We start from the raw sequence: 15776 nt of genomic DNA, 5'->3' as shown, positions 1-15776 counted from the left end.
AATGATTTAGAAGATGGATGATGAGGTACCTCATCATCCATTTTTATGAGCTAAACTGTATAACGCAGTGAAATTATCCTATGAATAACCAGTAATGCCATTAGGATTAGCTATTTTTTAATCGAAAAGCACATTAATTTGATTAAAAATTGAAAAAGACTATTGCCATATGCAAACACTCAGTATATTATCTACACAGATTTAGTTTTCTTGTTAATTTTGGTTACCTACCTGTAAGTCTGCTCAACTTCACTTCGTAAATAAACCCAAGACAAGCTTCTGTACATTGTTTTAAATTCAATTGATTTCTGTTGATATGATAATTTCTATTGGCGTAATCTTATTGTCATAAAACTATGTTCAACTTACAAATTAAGTGCTGTATGTATTACTGTGATTTTAGGCTATGTGGCAACATAAAAGTTGTAGACACAAATTAGACCTTAATCAACTATTCACATAACAACACTTGATTAGTGAGTAAAAGATAGGTTAAGTTAAATCTCGAAACATTAATCTTTTGCAACACTAAAAAATGCCAAGGATATTTTATTGAACAATTGTCTCACCTAATGGGTGAATATATAGAAGGAGTGTGGCCAATGTCATACAACATTAATGGACACGAAATTTCAGTTAGCTTTCCAGTTAATTCTATTTCGTCAAACAAAAACTCAATTGCTTTTACCGACAGCCTAGGTAAAAACAAAAAAACCTTTTCAAAGCGTATTGAAGCAATAAACTTCATGAAATGGTTATTATCAGCTAATAAGTAATCCCCCCTAACGCTTTGCGTTAATCATTTACTCTGTTATTTAATAAACTCATTTCTCGGTATTCTCCTCTCAATTACCGATGTTTATTAAAACAGAGTAAAATGAATAGCTCACTAGCTTATTTTCAAGTTACTCTTCAATTTTAAACCCCAAGTTAACCATCTAAAAAACCTATTTCTCTTACTATCAATACCTTGTAGCAAAAATGTATCCTGCACTGGTGTGATCAAACCGAGTGAGGAAATTTTCGTTGGTATCTTGGTAACATGGTTTTATTGCCTAAGGCTCCCCCCTGATGTATGTAAAGAACATTGGTGGCACTGACAGCCTGACTATTTAAATAATGTTGTAATACTAAAAAGCCAACCGGATCATACAACAATTCAAATTCAATTCCCGACTGGCAAACTGTTTTCCACATATCAAAACAACGTTGTGATAATTTCCCAAAATGATATTTATGACCATCATTAATAATTCTAGGAAAATAAATCTCATCAACTAATTGTGAAAACTGTTGGCGTAAATATTTATCTCCGCCAACAGTACTGCAAGTTAACACCTCAATAGCAAAAACTTCCGTTAATGATAATTGAGTCAGTTGTTGAATAATTTGTTTATTTAAATAAGCCGCAGTGGTCCCCGTACCTGAGGGGAGAAATACCATCAATTCATTTAGTCGTCGGTCTTGAGCCCATTGAATAATTTCACTGGCGAGTTGTGTTATCCCGGTTTCGGCATACCCACAACGTCCACCTTCGGGAATAAATAGTAATTGATTTTTATCTGTGTAATTTGGGTGCGACGACACAATGTATTGCATCGCATCGTCTAAATGCATACCTTGAAGGTTTTCGGCATCGGCCAAATGACTGACATCAATAATATTGGCACCATTTTGTATGGCAGCAGCATAGTTACCCTGAGCATGTTGTAACAAGAATGTGTTGATATGACTTACATAGTAATCAAATTTCCATCCTTGCAGCTTTGCAAGTACAGACAAGGAGTATAATGAGTTGGCTTGTGCCGAGCCCGATGCCACTAGCTGGGTAACGTGTGAATAATCATGATGGAGGAAATGATAAAATTTACGCGCTTTATTACCACTAAAATCAGCATGTAATAGATCATCCCGTTTAATATAGATGCTGCGTCCATCAAAGTTCATCGCTTGTACTGGGCTTATCGAAAACATACATTGCCTTAATCAACTGTAATATGAGTATTTTAACTAAAAAATGATAAATCTCATCGATTCATTTGTATTACTCATCACACACACCTAATCATAAAGTAAAAAATTAACATTTAACCTATTATAATCAAACAGTTAAAAAGATGGCATGAATATCGCTATATTCTAAGTAATATTGACTATTGATAGGATTGAAAATGTCACTTTTACGCTTAATCTTTAATATTGCTTGGTTTCTTATGGGTGGTTTTATCATGGGCCTAGCATGGTGGTTGGTGGGGCTATTATGCTTTATCAGTATCATTGGTATCCCATTTGGCCGTGCATGTTTTGTTATTGGCGAGCTAGCTTTCTGGCCATTTGGACAAGAAACGGTTAACCGAAAACACATTTCAGGCCAAGAAGATATTGGCACTGGCACGTTAGGTTTAGTAGGTAATGTTATATGGTTTTTATGCTTTGGTATTTGGCTTGCGATTGGCCATCTAGTCCATGCATTGGCTTGTTTTGTAACAATTATAGGTATTCCTTTCGCGTTACAACATCTTAAGTTAGCCTTACTAAGTTTAACCCCTATTGGTCAAACTGTTATTGCCAAACCGACTTATTAGCATTCATTAATAACGGTTGAATGACCGCTGTTATAAAAAGCCGATAGCACAGTGCTATCGGCTTTTTATTTGCCTAATTGTCTTAGCTGCGTGTACATTGCCATAATCAAGCACAGAAAAGTAATTCACTCTCTTTAATGACAGTAATGGAATCGCATGAACTATTGGTTAATGAAGTCTGAACCAGATGACTTTAGCATTGATGATCTTCAGATGTGTGAGCAGCAAACGGTTGCTTGGCAAGGTATTCGTAACTATCAAGCACGTAATTATATTCGCGATCAAATCGCATTGGGTGATCTAGTGTTGTTTTACCACTCTAGCTGCAAAGTACCTGCCATTGTAGGTTTAGCCAACATTAGCAGTCAACCTCAAATTGATGTCAGCGCTTTTGATGACCGCTCAGCGTATTTTGATATGAAATCTGACGCCACTGCACCTCGTTGGTGGCAAGTGCATATTCAATTTATGGCCAAATTCTCTAACCCAGTCAGCTTGAAGCAATTGAAGGCAGATCCCTTACTGCAAGATATGGTACTAGTGGCTAAAGGTACTCGCCTGAGTGTTCAGCCCGTCACACAAGAGCAATACCAACATATTATGAAACTAACAAACGTAGATTAATAACCTTGAATTAACCACTGGGCAGCTGGTCGCTAACAGGTAACTATTCTTTTAAAAGCCGCTTCCTAAAAACGGCTCAGACAATTAGCGCTAAATCGTCTGAGCATCTAACTGCGAACGAAAATGAATAAGATCAGCCAATGCCCAGATTAGTTAATCATCCGCCCTATTCCACCAAGCACAGATCCTTCACCCTGATCTTTGCCACCACGAGATGGTGCATGAGCAATAATTCTGTCAGCCATGCGAGAAAACGGTAAGCTTTGTAACCATACTGTCCCATGACCTTGCAAGGTCGCAAGAAACAAACCTTCGCCACCAAACACCATTGATTTTAAAGAACCAGCGCGCTGAATATCATAATCAATCCCGGGCGTAAATCCGACTAAACACCCAGTATCAACTCGCAATGTCTCACCACGCAGTTCTTTTTTTATCAGTGTGCCACCGGCATGCACAAATGCCATACCATCACCTTTAAGGCTTTGTAGAATGAAACCTTCACCACCAAAAAAACCGGTTCCTAATCGCTTATTAAACTTCATACTCACTTGCGTACCTAAAGCCGCTGCTAAAAAGCTGTCTTTCTGGCAGATAAGTTCGCCTTGATGTTGAGCTAAGTCGATCGCCAAAATAGTCCCAGGAAACGGCGCAGCAAATGCCACTTTTCGTTTATGTTGACCTTCATTGGTAAAGTGAGTCATAAAAATCCCCTCACCCGAAATGGCACGTTTACCAGCCCCCAGTAGCTTGCCAAAAAAACCAGATTCAGGCTCAGAGCCATCACCCATTTTAGCCTCAAAACTAATATCTTCTTCGATATAGGTCATCGCGCCTGCTTCAGCAATCACTGATTCATTTGGATCAAGTTCAACTTCAACAAGCTGCATACTAGAACCGATAATTTCATAATCTACTTCATGGCATTTTCTGGTCATTTTCATTCCTTAAAAATTTATGATTGATTGTTGTCGCCTAACAAAGCTAAATAATTTCCCTGCAACAATGTTATAAAATAACAAAAGGATCCGCAATTTAACACGACAACTTTTAACTATGCTAGGCTGCCCAATAAATCTGTTGATGGCTCTGCAGACGTATGCCAATGATTAACCCAATCCAGCACCACTTAACCCTAATTGTTGCTGCTGCTGATATTGGGCAAATTCTTGCAAAATTAATTCAGTAAATAATTGCCCTGCTCGACCAAGTGGTCGCTCTAAAGTTGACACTAGTTGTGGGGTAAAACTAAACCTATTACCACCAATAAAATCTACTTCAATAAGTTGTCCTTGATGTAATTCTTCAGTAATTAAAAAATCCGGCATCCAGCCAAAACCTAGGCCTTTTAGTAAGGCATTTTTTTTCATGATAAAGCCCGACAAATAAAAGACTTTATCGCCGCCAAACTGCATTTCATCGCGATCACGTTTACCAGGAGATGAATCTTCAATGGTCAACTCTACATGCTGCTGTAACTCAGGCAAACTAATCCTCTTAAGCTGACTTAATGGATGCTGTGATGATGCCACCAGCACACTGGTAATGGTAGGCAATGCTTTAGGATGATAAGAGGGCCCGGTACGATAGTCTTTCACTAGCATTAAGTCGGCTTGATCACGTTCAAATCGATGCTGTACTCCGCCTAAAAACTCCATATTGAGTTGAATTTTAGTGGGTATGTTATGCTCCGACATCCGTTTTAAAGCCGTCATAATCGGTTCCATCGGCAGTGCGCCGTCTATCACTAATTCAAGTTTAGGTTCCCACCCTTGACTAAAGCGACTTGCAAGATGTTCTATATTGGCTAAATGCTGTAATAAGCGCTGCCCTTCGGCCAAAATCACTTTACCTTCGGGGGTTAATTCCGCTCGATAATGATCTCGATTAAATAATGTTACCCCCAGATGTTGCTCCAGTTTTTTAATCTGATAGCTTACTGCCGATTGTGCCTTGTGTAACCGTTCTGAAGCTTTTGCAAAACTTCCTTCTTCAACAAGTACTTGCAGTACATTAAAGGCATCTATATCTATTCGCATAAGATTTCCACTGTCCCGTTATCCATACACAAATGTAAAGCTAACATAACAATCAAAAAAGTCGATTGAGTTGAGTTATTTATTATTCTTTTTTTTGTTGATCTTTACCACTAAATTGTTAGTTAGATCACATATTGGTTTAGCCAATGAGATTAGGCAATAACAATAAATAACATAAACGCCACGACACTCGCAGTCGATTCACCATAGGACAATCACATGCCATTCTATGTTAAGCAAGGTCAGATCCCGACCAAACGTCACATTGCCTTCGAAAAAGATAATGGTGAGTTGTACCGTGAAGAATTATTTTCGACCCATGGCTTTTCAAATATTTATTCCAATAAATATCATCATAATATGCCAACCAAAGCGATCGATGTTAAACCTTACGCTCTGTCACATGGCGAACAATGGCAAGATCCGCTCATTCAAAATTACAAATTAGACTCGCGCCAAGCCGACTGCCAAGGCAATTTCTTTAGTGCTCGTAATAAAATATTTTTCAATAATGATGTCGCCATTTACACGGCTAAAGTGACTGAAGACACTAATGAGTTTTATCGCAATGCTTATGCAGATGAAGTGGTGTTTATTCACCAAGGTGAAGGGCAACTATTAAGTGAGTACGGTGTTATCAATACTCAGAAGTGGGATTATTTAATTATTCCGCGCGGAACCACCTACCAGCTAAAATTTAACGATTATCAAGATGTACGTTTGTTTGTGATTGAATCCTCGTCAATGGTAGAGGTGCCTAAGCATTTTAGAAATGAATATGGCCAAATGCTCGAGTCCGCTCCTTATTGCGAGCGTGATATTCGAACCCCAACCTTAACCGAGGCTGTGGTCGAAAAAGGCGAATTCCCGTTAATGTGTAAGTTTGGCGATCGCTATCAACAGATGACACTTCAATGGCATCCATTTGACTTAGTAGGTTGGGATGGTTGTGTCTATCCATGGGCATTTAACATCAGTGAATATGCCCCTAAAGTTGGCAAAATTCATTTACCACCATCTGAACATTTAGTGTTTACTGCACACAATTTTGTAATTTGTAACTTTGTGCCACGGCCATACGATTTCCACCCTAGATCAATTCCGGCGCCTTATTACCACAACAATATCGATAGCGATGAAGTGCTGTATTACGTCGACGGTGATTTTATGAGCCGTACCGGTATTGAAGCCGGCTACATGACCTTACATCAAAAAGGTGTCCCCCACGGCCCGCAACCTGGACGGACCGAAGCCTCTATCGGCAAAACTGAAACTTACGAATACGCGGTGATGGTCGATACCTTCGCCCCACTGAATTTAACCGCTCATGTAAAAAATTGCATGAGTGATGATTACAATCGCTCTTGGTTAGAAAACTAAGACCACATTTATATCAACCCTAAGTCATCTAAGAGTGATGGTGTTGACATAAAATAAAGGAAAAAAAAATGGCAAGCGAACTAAACCCACTGGGCCTATTAGGCATTGAATTCACCGAATTTGCCAGTCCAGATACCGAATATATGCATCAAGTGTTTATTGATTTCGGTTTTTCAATGTTAAAAAAAGCCAAAAATAACGACATCGTTTATTACAAACAAAACGACATTAACTTTTTGTTGAATAAAGGCCGCGCAGGCTTTTCTGCAGACTTTGCTAAATCACACGGCCCAGCTATTTGTTCAATGGGTTGGCGGGTTGAAGATGCTAATTTTGCATATACCGAAGCGGTGGCTCGAGGTGCAAAACCGGCAGATGATGCCAACAAAGACATGCCGTATCTGGCTATTTATGGCATTGGCGATAGCTTAATTTATTTTATTGATATCTTTGGCGAACAAAACAATATTTATCAAACTGACTTTGTTGATTTAGAGCAGCCTATCGTCACACCAGAAAAAGGCTTTATGGAAGTCGACCATTTAACCAATAATGTCTACAAAGGCACTATGGAAAAATGGGCTAACTTTTATAAAGATATCTTTGGTTTTACCGAAGTGCGTTACTTTGATATTAGTGGCGCGCAAACGGCTCTAGTGTCTTATGCTTTGCGTTCTCCAGATGGCAGCTTCTGCATTCCGATTAACGAAGGTAAAGGCAACGACAAAAACCAGATTGATGAATACTTGGGTGAATACAATGGCCCAGGTGTGCAACATCTAGCATTTAGAAGCCGTGATATTGTTGCTTCATTAGATGCAATGGAAGGCACTTCAATTAAGACTCTGGATATTATTCCTGAATATTACGACACTATTTTCGATAAGTTGCCACAGGTCACGGAAGATCACGATCGGATCAAGCATCACCAGATTTTGGTTGATGGTGATGATGACGGTTATTTACTGCAAATTTTCACCAAAAATTTATTTGGGCCAATCTTCATTGAGATCATTCAGCGTAAAAATAACCTTGGATTTGGCGAGGGTAACTTTACCGCATTATTTGAATCCATTGAACGTGATCAAATGAAACGTGGTGTGCTGTAATTTTATAGACACTAAGTGATACATAAAAACCAGCAAAGTGCTGGTTTTTATCATTTTAGGCCATTACACTCTGCCATCCATATTGCTAACCAAAGACGTTACCCATGCCAGATTATGCTGTTCTTGCGGTTTTTATCCCTACATTCTTTTTTGTGTCTATCACCCCTGGGATGTGCATGACATTAGCCATGACCCTCGGCATGAGCATTGGTGTGCGTAAAACATTATGGATGATGCTCGGTGAATTAGTGGGCGTGGCATTGGTCGCCATTGCGGCAGTACTTGGGGTGGCCAGCATCATGTTAAATTACCCACAAGTGTTCGATATCCTTAAGTGGGTGGGTGGCGCCTACCTGGCTTATATTGGGATTAATATGTGGCGCGCCAAAGGCAGAATGGCCATCATTACTGGCCTTGATGTGAAAACCAACCGAGTCAGTTTAATCAGTCAAGGTTTTATCACCGCCATTGCGAACCCTAAAGGTTGGGCCTTTATGATTTCACTATTGCCACCGTTTATTAATGTCGATTATGCCGTTGGCCCACAACTTGCGGTGTTACTCGGGATTATCATGATCACTGAAAGTGTCTCTATGTTGGCTTATGCCAGTGGTGGTAAAAGCTTACGTTTATTCTTAAGCCGCGGCGATAACATTCGTTGGATGAACCGTATTGCTGGGAGTTTAATGATCGTTGTTGGTATATGGTTAGCATTAGGCTAACCACACAATCCCACTGACTTAGCCATTTCACTACCGATATGTCTATTATTCTATCGCCTTATACGGCAGTTGTTCGCACATTTGTTGCATGTAGATGTCAATGTGCGCGCGTTCTTGCTGACAAAAATGACCAATCGCATCATTAAAACCTTCATGAGCAATAAAATGACTTGAGAAAGTTTTGACCGGACGAAATCCTCGCATAACTTTATGTTCACCTTGGGCGCCAGCATCAAATACCATTAATTGATTGGCAATGGCAAACTCAATACCTTGATAGTAACAGGCCTCAAAATGCAATCCATCACATTCAGTTAATGCTCCCCAATAGCGGCCAAATAAGTGTGTATCTGACACGAAGTACAGCGCCGATGCCACTAGATTTCCATCAACATCTTCAATTATCAATAAGCGTATCGACGCGCCCATCGTTGCTGCTATCTGTTCGAAAAAGGCAGGTGATAAATACCCTGTGTGACCGGAACGTTTTAAATAGGTATTTTGATAACAGCGAACAAAAACCTGCCACTGCTCAGGACTGGCCTTATCGCCATCAATAAAACTAAATTGTAGCTGTTGTCTTGCTATGGTTCGCTCTTTGATGATGTTTTTACGTTTACGTGACGTTAATCTGGCAATAAAATCATTAAAATCAGCATAACCTTGGTTGTGCCAATGAAACTGGCACCCCAAGCGTTGCATAGCATCTGCCTGAGAGAACTGATGCTGTTGCGCCTCATGGATAAATAAACAATGCCAAGATGACCAGTTATGCTCAATGACAGTCTGCGACAAAAAGTGCTGAATGCTCTCGATTAAAGTTTGCTGTGCCGTGATCGACAAAGCAGCACTAAAACCTATACGCTGACCAGTGGTAGGCGTAAAAGGAATACTCGCGACAAGTTTAGGATAGTATTCAATGTGATTACGCTCATAAGCCTCTGCCCAAGCCCAGTCGAACACATACTCGCCCCAAGAATGCGTTTTAAGATACAAAGGCATTAAGGCGATAACATTATCAATATCCATCACCACAAGATGCATGGGACTCCAGCCCGTTTCAGCACTAACACAACCGCTCATTTCGAGTGCGGATAAATATTCATGACGGGTAAAAGGATGGGACACCCCAAACATTTTATTCCATACAGAAGGATCTATAGTATTAATACTATTAACAAATTTATATTGATAACTTTGCTTTTGTGCTTGTTCCACCCACACCTACCCTATAATAATTAACGCTGTAAAGTTAAAACACATACCAATTATTGTTATCATGTGGCATGTTCTATCACAATATCTTTTCCATTCACGCCAAGGATTAATCGTGACACTATTCCCTAAATTAACACCGCTTCTGTTGAGCTCAGCCTTAACACTAACACTTTGTTATCCCGCCATTCATATTGCTAACAGCCAAGCAAACGAAGCCTCAATTTTTAGTGAAATGGCAACGGCTCAGCCAATCTATGCTAAGCATGGCATGGTTTCAAGCCAAGAAGCATTAGCAAGTAAAATTGGCGTAGATATCTTAAAACAAGGCGGTAATGCGGTCGATGCTGCTGTCGCGGTAGCATATGCACTTGCCGTGACATTACCTCGCGCGGGTAATGTTGGTGGCGGTGGTTTTATGTTGGTGCATTTAGCCGAGCAACATAAAACTATCGCTATCGATTACCGTGAAACGGCGCCAGCTAAAGCACACAAAGACATCTTTCTTGATGAACAAGGTAATGCTGTCGATAAGCTCAGCCGTGAGCACGGTTTAGCTGTTGGCGTTCCTGGTACCGTCATGGGAATGGAACTGGCCCTGACAAAATATGGCACCATGAGCATGGAACAAGTCATAAAACCTGCTATTAAACTGGCTAAAGACGGTATTTTAGTCACCTCAGATTTGTCTAACTCTCTTGCCGGCCTTAAATCGCGCATTACACAATGGCCAAGTTCAGCAGAGGTTTTCTATCATGCTGATGGCAGTAATTATCAGGTCAATGAATTATTCAAACAACCGGAATTAGCACAATCGTTATCGTTAATAGCAGAGAAAGGCAGTAAAGGGTTTTATCAAGGTGAAACCGCTGAAAAAATTGTTTCTGCGGTCCAGAATGCTGGTGGGGTGATGAGCCTAACCGATCTTTCAAACTATAAAGTGATTGAGCGCCAACCGGTTCGTGGTCAATATCGCGGTTATGAAGTGGTATCAATGCCGCCGCCTTCTTCTGGTGGCATACATATTATCGAAATGCTAAATGTGCTTGAGCAGTTCCCAATTGATAAATTAGGTCACAATACCGCTGATACCTTGCATCTTATGGCTGAAACCATGAAGTATGCTTATGCCGATCGGAGTAAATTTTTAGGCGACCCTGACTTTGTTAACGTTCCGGTTAAACAATTGATCAGCAAAGAATATGCTAAGAGTATTGCCAGTAAGATCTCCATTAATAAAACCACCCCAAGCAGCGAAATACTGCCAGGAGAATTGGCGCCATATGAGAGCGATCAAACTACCCACTTCTCTGTTATCGATAAATGGGGCAATGCAGTTGCCAACACTTACACCCTTAACTTCAGTTATGGTTCTGGCTTAGTCGCTAAAGGCACTGGTATTTTATTAAACAATGAAATGGATGACTTTTCGGTTAAACCTGGTACACCTAACGGTTATGGTTTAATTGGTGGTGAAGCAAACTCTGTTCAAGGGAATAAGCGCCCTCTGAGTTCAATGAGTCCAACCATTGTAATGAAAGATGGTAAACCATTCATTGTGACCGGCAGCCCTGGTGGCTCGCGTATTATTAATATTACTTTGCAAATTATTATGAATGTTATTGATCATAATTTAAATATTGCCGAAGCCACTGCAGCAGCACGTATTCATCATCAATGGTTACCGGATTTTATTTGGGTAGAGCACACCTTGAATAAAGACACGATTTCATTACTTGAAGCTAAAGGTCATAAAGTCAAAATTCAAGAATCAATTGGCAGTACTCAATCAATAATGATGACAGAACAAGGTCTTTTTGGCGCATCAGATCCAAGACGTGCAGGCTCTGCCGCCATCGGCTACTAGAGCGTTAATCTGCAAGTATAAAAAGGCAGCGGCTTTACACCATCTAAAGCCGCTATTACATATAATTAATACCAAGATATGCATTGATATCGACTATCATTTTACGCTTAATTTTCTACCACTGTACTGGTGAGCAAAATTCGTTCAAAAACTCAAAACCTCATGTCCAGTAAAACTCGAAACGACTCGCCAACAAAGCTATACCCTGCTCCGCAGGATAAACAATGGCAATCATTAATATAAGCTTGAATGTTATTTAGTCAGACTCATGCTAATCCTCAAACTGTTTAAATATTATTAAGATTAATGAACCACTTTGCTGCATCTGCTATTATTGTTAATAATTATATACCCCGAGTTAATCAAACGTTAATATTTCTAAGTCACAATCTAAGTTGTTATTATCTTTTTTTAGCTTAACTAAATTAACAAAAGGCCTCATGCAACTCATTAATTTAAAAATCAAACATAGAATTGCCCTACTCACCTTTGTCGCTATCGTGTCGTTTGTCATTTCGATTATCATCAATAATCAAACGGGTAAGAATAATGAACAACGCTTAAATGGACTCCAAAATCAACTTTATCCAGCCTTAAATCTTGCAACGATCAACCAAGGCTTAATATTACAATTGGATCAAACAATCCAATCAGCAATTACTACAGGTGAAGAAGATGCGTTAGATGTGGCCAATAACATGGTATTGCAAATCTCAGCTAATTTACGCCAACTTATCGATCTACTGCCAGACGAGGCAGCTGCGGCGCAAAAAATGAACCGCGATATGAACATCTACTATGATAATGCTAGCAGTTTAGCCGCGGAGTTTATTAAAGATGATGTCGATTTTAGCAAAATACAGCTGCAAGCTGCTGAAAATGCAAAGCGATACCAAACATTGGTCAAACAATTTGCTGAAAAAAAATCACTTTTGGCAGAACAATTTCAACAAAGTATTCAAACGACGATTACCAGTTCAAAAAATGCGGAAAATAGTGTTCTGCTTATTGGCGTGATTGCTACTGCACTGATGATCATTATGGGATTACTGGTTAATCGCTCAATCATTAATACCATAGACAATGTCACTCAATCTTTGCGAAATATTTCACAAGGTGAAGGCGATCTTCGCGCACGGATCCACTATGCGGGCAAAGACGAAATAGCACAGCTTGTTTACTGGTTTAACCAATTTGTCTCTAAACTTCAATCGTCTATTGCCGATACAAAGAACACCACAGAAAACTTAACTGAAGTGGCTGCAACCTTACTCAGCGGCAGTCAGTACAGTGAACTCAACGTAAAGCAGCAAAATGAGGCTATAGAGCAGATATCACAAGCGATGAAAGAGATGTTTGTTAGTGTGACTCACATTGCCGAGTATGCATCCAGTGCAGCATTAGAGGCTGAAGATGCCAACACAGAGGCGAAACAAGGCCTTGTCATAGTTAATGATGCCGTTTCTACCATTAACACCTTGGCTGACGAAGTGCAGCAAACAGCCGTCGTGGTAAATCAACTCGACGCATTTACCCATAATGTTAATGACATATTAGACACAATCCGCAGTATTGCAGATCAAACTAATTTACTGGCTCTCAACGCTGCAATTGAAGCCGCTCGTGCGGGGGAACATGGTCGTGGTTTTGCGGTAGTAGCTGATGAAGTCAGAACATTGGCTTCTAGAACACAAACGTCGACCCAAGAGATCCAGCAAGTATTACAAGAATTACGTTCTACTTCTAAACAAGCGGTTGACGCTATGGATCGCGGTATTCACACAGCGGCCAAAGGGGTGCAATCAACCTCTTTAGCCGGTGAAGCATTACAACGTATCACAGGTAAAGTCAGTGCAATCTCTGAAGTTAATGATCAAATTGCTACTGCGACAGAAGAACAACACACCACTTCGGTGTTAATCCAGCAATATATAACTGAAATGGAAACCGGTTCGCAAAAAGTAAGAGTAACGACTGCTGATATGGGAGGTATCAGTGTTGATATTCAAAATATTAGCGAAAGACTGCAATCAATTACCAATCAATTTAAGGTTTGAGATTGATTGCATTGCTAGTATTAAAAACCAAAAAATATAAGCCTTAATGGCGTATTGATGAGTGATGTTCAAGGAGTAAAACCATGCAATTTAATTTAAAAGTGTTATCTGTTGCGATATCGATGGCAATGGTCCCTAGCCTGGCAACAGCTGATGAAGCTGCTGATGCTAAAATTGCTAAACTAGAGCAACAAGTACAAACCTTGCAGGCGCAACAAAATGCGAGCTTAGCAGACAAGGTCAAATTTAATGGCTTTATTAGCGGAGCCTATATTAGCTCTGATAATGATGCGGGTTATAACGGTGCAGACTCAAGCGCTGACTTTAGTGAAGACAGTAAATTAGGTCTACAAGGTACCTTCAACATTTCTGACAACACTCAAGCGGTATTGCAGTTAATGATGCGCGGTAAATATGACTGGGAAGTTGAAGCTGAATGGGCTTATTTATCTCACCGCTTTGAAAACGGTATCAAGGTTCGTGGCGGTAAACTGCGTGTACCTTTGTTCATGTATTCTGATTACCTCGATGTAGGATATGCACAACCTTTTGCTCGTCCGCCACAAGAAGTTTACGGTGCCATTCCGTTTTCATCTTACACAGGTGCTGGTGTATCTTATGATGTTGAATACGATGACTCAACCCTAACAATGCAAGCATTTGGTGGTGAATCAAAAGTTAAAAACACAGCGGTTGAACTCAGTAATCTTATGGGTGCTAACGTGAGTTGGACCGACGAAATATGGACTTTACGTGCCGTATACGCACAAGCGCAATTAGACGGACCCGTTGTGACAGAAGTAACCGTTCCTTTAGCGCCAGGCGTGAATACTCAAGCTAACTATACTCTATTAGAGCTTAACGATGATAAAGGCTCTTTTGTTGGTGTGGGTGCCAGTTATGACAACGGTGAAGTTATTGCAATATCTGAATGGACTCGTTCAGAAATTGATAATGCCTACCCTGATATTGATTCAGGTTACTTGACATTAGGCTATCGTATTAAGGCATTCACGCCTTATGTCACCGTTGCTTACTCGAAGACTCAGGACAATGAAGATCGTTTACCGCTATCAACTGCTGCGGCAACACAAATGATCGCATTCAATGCTGAGCGTATGGCTTATAGCTTAGGTTTACGTTGGGATGCAATTGATAATGTCGCGATAAAATTTGATGTCACCTACGCTGATGACTTTGGCAATACATCAGGTGGATTAGATACCAACAGCTTCGACGCATCAACAGGTAAATTTGCCTATGATGACACCTTGATTTACACCGTTAAATTCGACGCAGTATTTTAAGGGGTATGATAATGAACAAGTTACTGACTATTTTAGCGCTAAGTTTAACAGCCGTTGCCTCAGCTAATGCAGCGGTTGTTGTCATTGGCAATCCTGCTGCTGCAGATATTGCAATTAATGATGTTAAAAAAGCGTTTTTGGGTAAAGGGGACTCTTCAGTCGTCGTTTACGAATTAGAAGAAGGCAATCCTGTACGCAGTGAGTTTCATCAAGCAGTAACCGGTAAGTCAGATGCACAGCTCAAAGCATTTTGGTCTAAGCAAGTCTTTACCGGTAAAGGTACGCCACCACCAGCGGTTTCTGGTGCGGGTGCAATGAAATCTGCGATTGCAAGCAATCCAAATGCCATTGGCTACATTGATGAAGCTGATGTTGATGCCACAGTAAAAGTCATACTGAAGCCATAGATTGATTACTACTGTGATTAACTCACCATAAAAACGTGAGCACATAATCACCGATGTTAGTTAATTGGAAGATGAAATATAAACCGAGTAATGATATTTATTGCTCGGTTTTTTTATGACTAACCTAATAAAAAATCAGCACCAAAACTTTTTTGGTTTATAACCATCATTTATAACGTCGAATTAGATGATGACGAGCAAAAGCAATATATCGCACTCTATCCTTAATAGCTTATCGAGTTAAATTTAACAATTCAATATTAAGTAAATTCTGGCAAATATAAAATACTCAATTATTCGTTGCGTTATTTCGCCACATTTTTGCCGAAGTAAAATAGCACCGTTTATTAACATTAATACCGTAACATTAACATTGCGTAGCCTGTTATCATTTCTGATGATGATTAATTGCGCAATCTCACTCACGAATAGATTTTATTTAGCCTTGTATCACAATTTATTCA

General features: G+C 39.8%; 14 protein-coding genes. 10 read left to right on the top strand and 4 right to left on the bottom strand.

What is annotated here, in order from left to right:
- Positions 1–602 precede the first annotated feature (602 nt).
- Positions 603–776 (top strand): hypothetical protein, encoded by a 174-nt coding sequence (locus ACED29_RS12935; RefSeq protein WP_124015830.1) that lies wholly within the window; start codon positions 603–605, stop codon positions 774–776.
- A gap of 226 nt (positions 777–1002) precedes the next feature.
- On the opposite strand, the gene ACED29_RS12930 is transcribed toward ACED29_RS12935, so the two are convergent.
- Positions 1003–1974, bottom strand: coding sequence for a 1-aminocyclopropane-1-carboxylate deaminase/D-cysteine desulfhydrase (locus tag ACED29_RS12930; RefSeq protein ID WP_182741692.1), 972 nt, complete (start codon positions 1972–1974; stop codon positions 1003–1005).
- A 197-nt stretch (positions 1975–2171) separates the two neighbouring features.
- Here ACED29_RS12930 and ACED29_RS12925 point away from each other — a divergent pair, with 197 nt between their 5' ends.
- Together ACED29_RS12925 and ACED29_RS12920 are read left to right on the top strand one after the other, a co-directional pair.
- Positions 2172–2585, top strand: a complete 414-nt coding sequence (locus ACED29_RS12925; protein WP_124015828.1) for a YccF domain-containing protein — start codon at positions 2172–2174, stop codon at positions 2583–2585.
- 156 nt (positions 2586–2741) lie between these two features.
- Entirely contained in the window at positions 2742–3209 is a 468-nt protein-coding gene (locus tag ACED29_RS12920; RefSeq protein WP_182741693.1) for an EVE domain-containing protein, read from the top strand.
- Between the two features lie 149 nt (positions 3210–3358).
- On the opposite strand, the gene ACED29_RS12915 is transcribed toward ACED29_RS12920, so the two are convergent.
- Both ACED29_RS12915 and ACED29_RS12910 read right to left on the bottom strand, forming a co-directional pair.
- Positions 3359–4147 (bottom strand): TIGR00266 family protein, encoded by a 789-nt coding sequence (locus ACED29_RS12915; protein WP_124015826.1) that lies wholly within the window; start codon positions 4145–4147, stop codon positions 3359–3361.
- A 171-nt stretch (positions 4148–4318) separates the two neighbouring features.
- Positions 4319–5248 carry a LysR family transcriptional regulator gene (locus tag ACED29_RS12910; RefSeq protein ID WP_124015825.1) on the bottom strand — a complete coding sequence of 310 codons (930 nt, stop codon included), beginning with the start codon at positions 5246–5248 and terminating at the stop codon, positions 4319–4321.
- Positions 5249–5467: 219 nt separating this feature from the next.
- Between ACED29_RS12910 and ACED29_RS12905 the strand changes: the two genes are divergently transcribed.
- The 3 genes from ACED29_RS12905 to ACED29_RS12895 all read left to right on the top strand — a co-directional run bounded on the left by ACED29_RS12905 (position 5468) and on the right by ACED29_RS12895 (position 8459).
- Positions 5468–6628, top strand: coding sequence for a homogentisate 1,2-dioxygenase (locus ACED29_RS12905; RefSeq protein ID WP_182741694.1), 1161 nt, complete (start codon positions 5468–5470; stop codon positions 6626–6628).
- Between the two features lie 68 nt (positions 6629–6696).
- Complete coding sequence (hppD, locus tag ACED29_RS12900; RefSeq protein ID WP_371697829.1) at positions 6697–7737, top strand: 4-hydroxyphenylpyruvate dioxygenase; 1041 nt, start codon at positions 6697–6699, stop codon at positions 7735–7737.
- A gap of 104 nt (positions 7738–7841) precedes the next feature.
- The gene (locus ACED29_RS12895) at positions 7842–8459 is read left to right on the top strand and encodes a LysE family translocator (RefSeq protein ID WP_124015822.1); all 618 of its coding nucleotides are present in this window, start codon (positions 7842–7844) and stop codon (positions 8457–8459) included.
- A gap of 45 nt (positions 8460–8504) precedes the next feature.
- On the opposite strand, the gene ACED29_RS12890 is transcribed toward ACED29_RS12895, so the two are convergent.
- Positions 8505–9677 (bottom strand): GNAT family N-acetyltransferase, encoded by a 1173-nt coding sequence (locus tag ACED29_RS12890; protein ID WP_371697828.1) that lies wholly within the window; start codon positions 9675–9677, stop codon positions 8505–8507.
- Between the two features lie 112 nt (positions 9678–9789).
- On the opposite strand from ACED29_RS12890, the gene ggt reads away from it, so the two are divergent.
- The 4 genes from ggt (at position 9790) to ACED29_RS12870 (ending at position 15312) form a co-directional block, all read left to right on the top strand.
- Positions 9790–11541, top strand: a complete 1752-nt coding sequence (ggt, locus tag ACED29_RS12885) for a gamma-glutamyltransferase (RefSeq protein ID WP_182697115.1) — start codon at positions 9790–9792, stop codon at positions 11539–11541.
- A 440-nt stretch (positions 11542–11981) separates the two neighbouring features.
- Complete coding sequence (locus ACED29_RS12880) at positions 11982–13598, top strand: methyl-accepting chemotaxis protein (protein WP_182697114.1); 1617 nt, start codon at positions 11982–11984, stop codon at positions 13596–13598.
- A gap of 83 nt (positions 13599–13681) precedes the next feature.
- A complete protein-coding gene (locus tag ACED29_RS12875) occupies positions 13682–14905 on the top strand; it encodes a hypothetical protein (protein ID WP_124015818.1) in 1224 nt (407 codons plus the stop codon).
- A gap of 11 nt (positions 14906–14916) precedes the next feature.
- A complete protein-coding gene (locus ACED29_RS12870; RefSeq protein ID WP_371697827.1) occupies positions 14917–15312 on the top strand; it encodes a phosphate ABC transporter substrate-binding protein in 396 nt (131 codons plus the stop codon).
- Positions 15313–15776: the final 464 nt, after the last annotated feature.

It is taken from the genome of Shewanella sp. 5S214 (genome assembly GCF_041439795.1).
Lineage (GTDB): Bacteria > Pseudomonadota > Gammaproteobacteria > Enterobacterales > Shewanellaceae > Shewanella > Shewanella vesiculosa.
This window is presented reverse-complemented; position numbering and strand designations above follow the sequence as displayed.

What these genes read in the sequence shown, in the direction of transcription:
- ACED29_RS12925 (WP_124015828.1), top strand. Translation starts at nt 2,172, where the DNA reads ATGTCACTTTTACGCTTAATCTTTAATATTGCTTGGTTTCTTATGGGT.
- ACED29_RS12910 (WP_124015825.1), bottom strand. Translation starts at nt 5,248, where the DNA reads ATGCGAATAGATATAGATGCCTTTAATGTACTGCAAGTACTTGTTGAA.
- ACED29_RS12930 (WP_182741692.1), bottom strand. Translation starts at nt 1,974, where the DNA reads ATGTTTTCGATAAGCCCAGTACAAGCGATGAACTTTGATGGACGCAGC.
- ACED29_RS12875 (WP_124015818.1), top strand. Translation starts at nt 13,682, where the DNA reads ATGCAATTTAATTTAAAAGTGTTATCTGTTGCGATATCGATGGCAATG.
- ACED29_RS12935 (WP_124015830.1), top strand. Translation starts at nt 603, where the DNA reads ATGTCATACAACATTAATGGACACGAAATTTCAGTTAGCTTTCCAGTT.
- ACED29_RS12870 (WP_371697827.1), top strand. Translation starts at nt 14,917, where the DNA reads ATGAACAAGTTACTGACTATTTTAGCGCTAAGTTTAACAGCCGTTGCC.
- ACED29_RS12880 (WP_182697114.1), top strand. Translation starts at nt 11,982, where the DNA reads ATGCAACTCATTAATTTAAAAATCAAACATAGAATTGCCCTACTCACC.
- ACED29_RS12895 (WP_124015822.1), top strand. Translation starts at nt 7,842, where the DNA reads ATGCCAGATTATGCTGTTCTTGCGGTTTTTATCCCTACATTCTTTTTT.
- hppD (WP_371697829.1), top strand. Translation starts at nt 6,697, where the DNA reads ATGGCAAGCGAACTAAACCCACTGGGCCTATTAGGCATTGAATTCACC.
- ACED29_RS12920 (WP_182741693.1), top strand. Translation starts at nt 2,742, where the DNA reads ATGAACTATTGGTTAATGAAGTCTGAACCAGATGACTTTAGCATTGAT.
- ACED29_RS12905 (WP_182741694.1), top strand. Translation starts at nt 5,468, where the DNA reads ATGCCATTCTATGTTAAGCAAGGTCAGATCCCGACCAAACGTCACATT.
- ACED29_RS12915 (WP_124015826.1), bottom strand. Translation starts at nt 4,147, where the DNA reads ATGACCAGAAAATGCCATGAAGTAGATTATGAAATTATCGGTTCTAGT.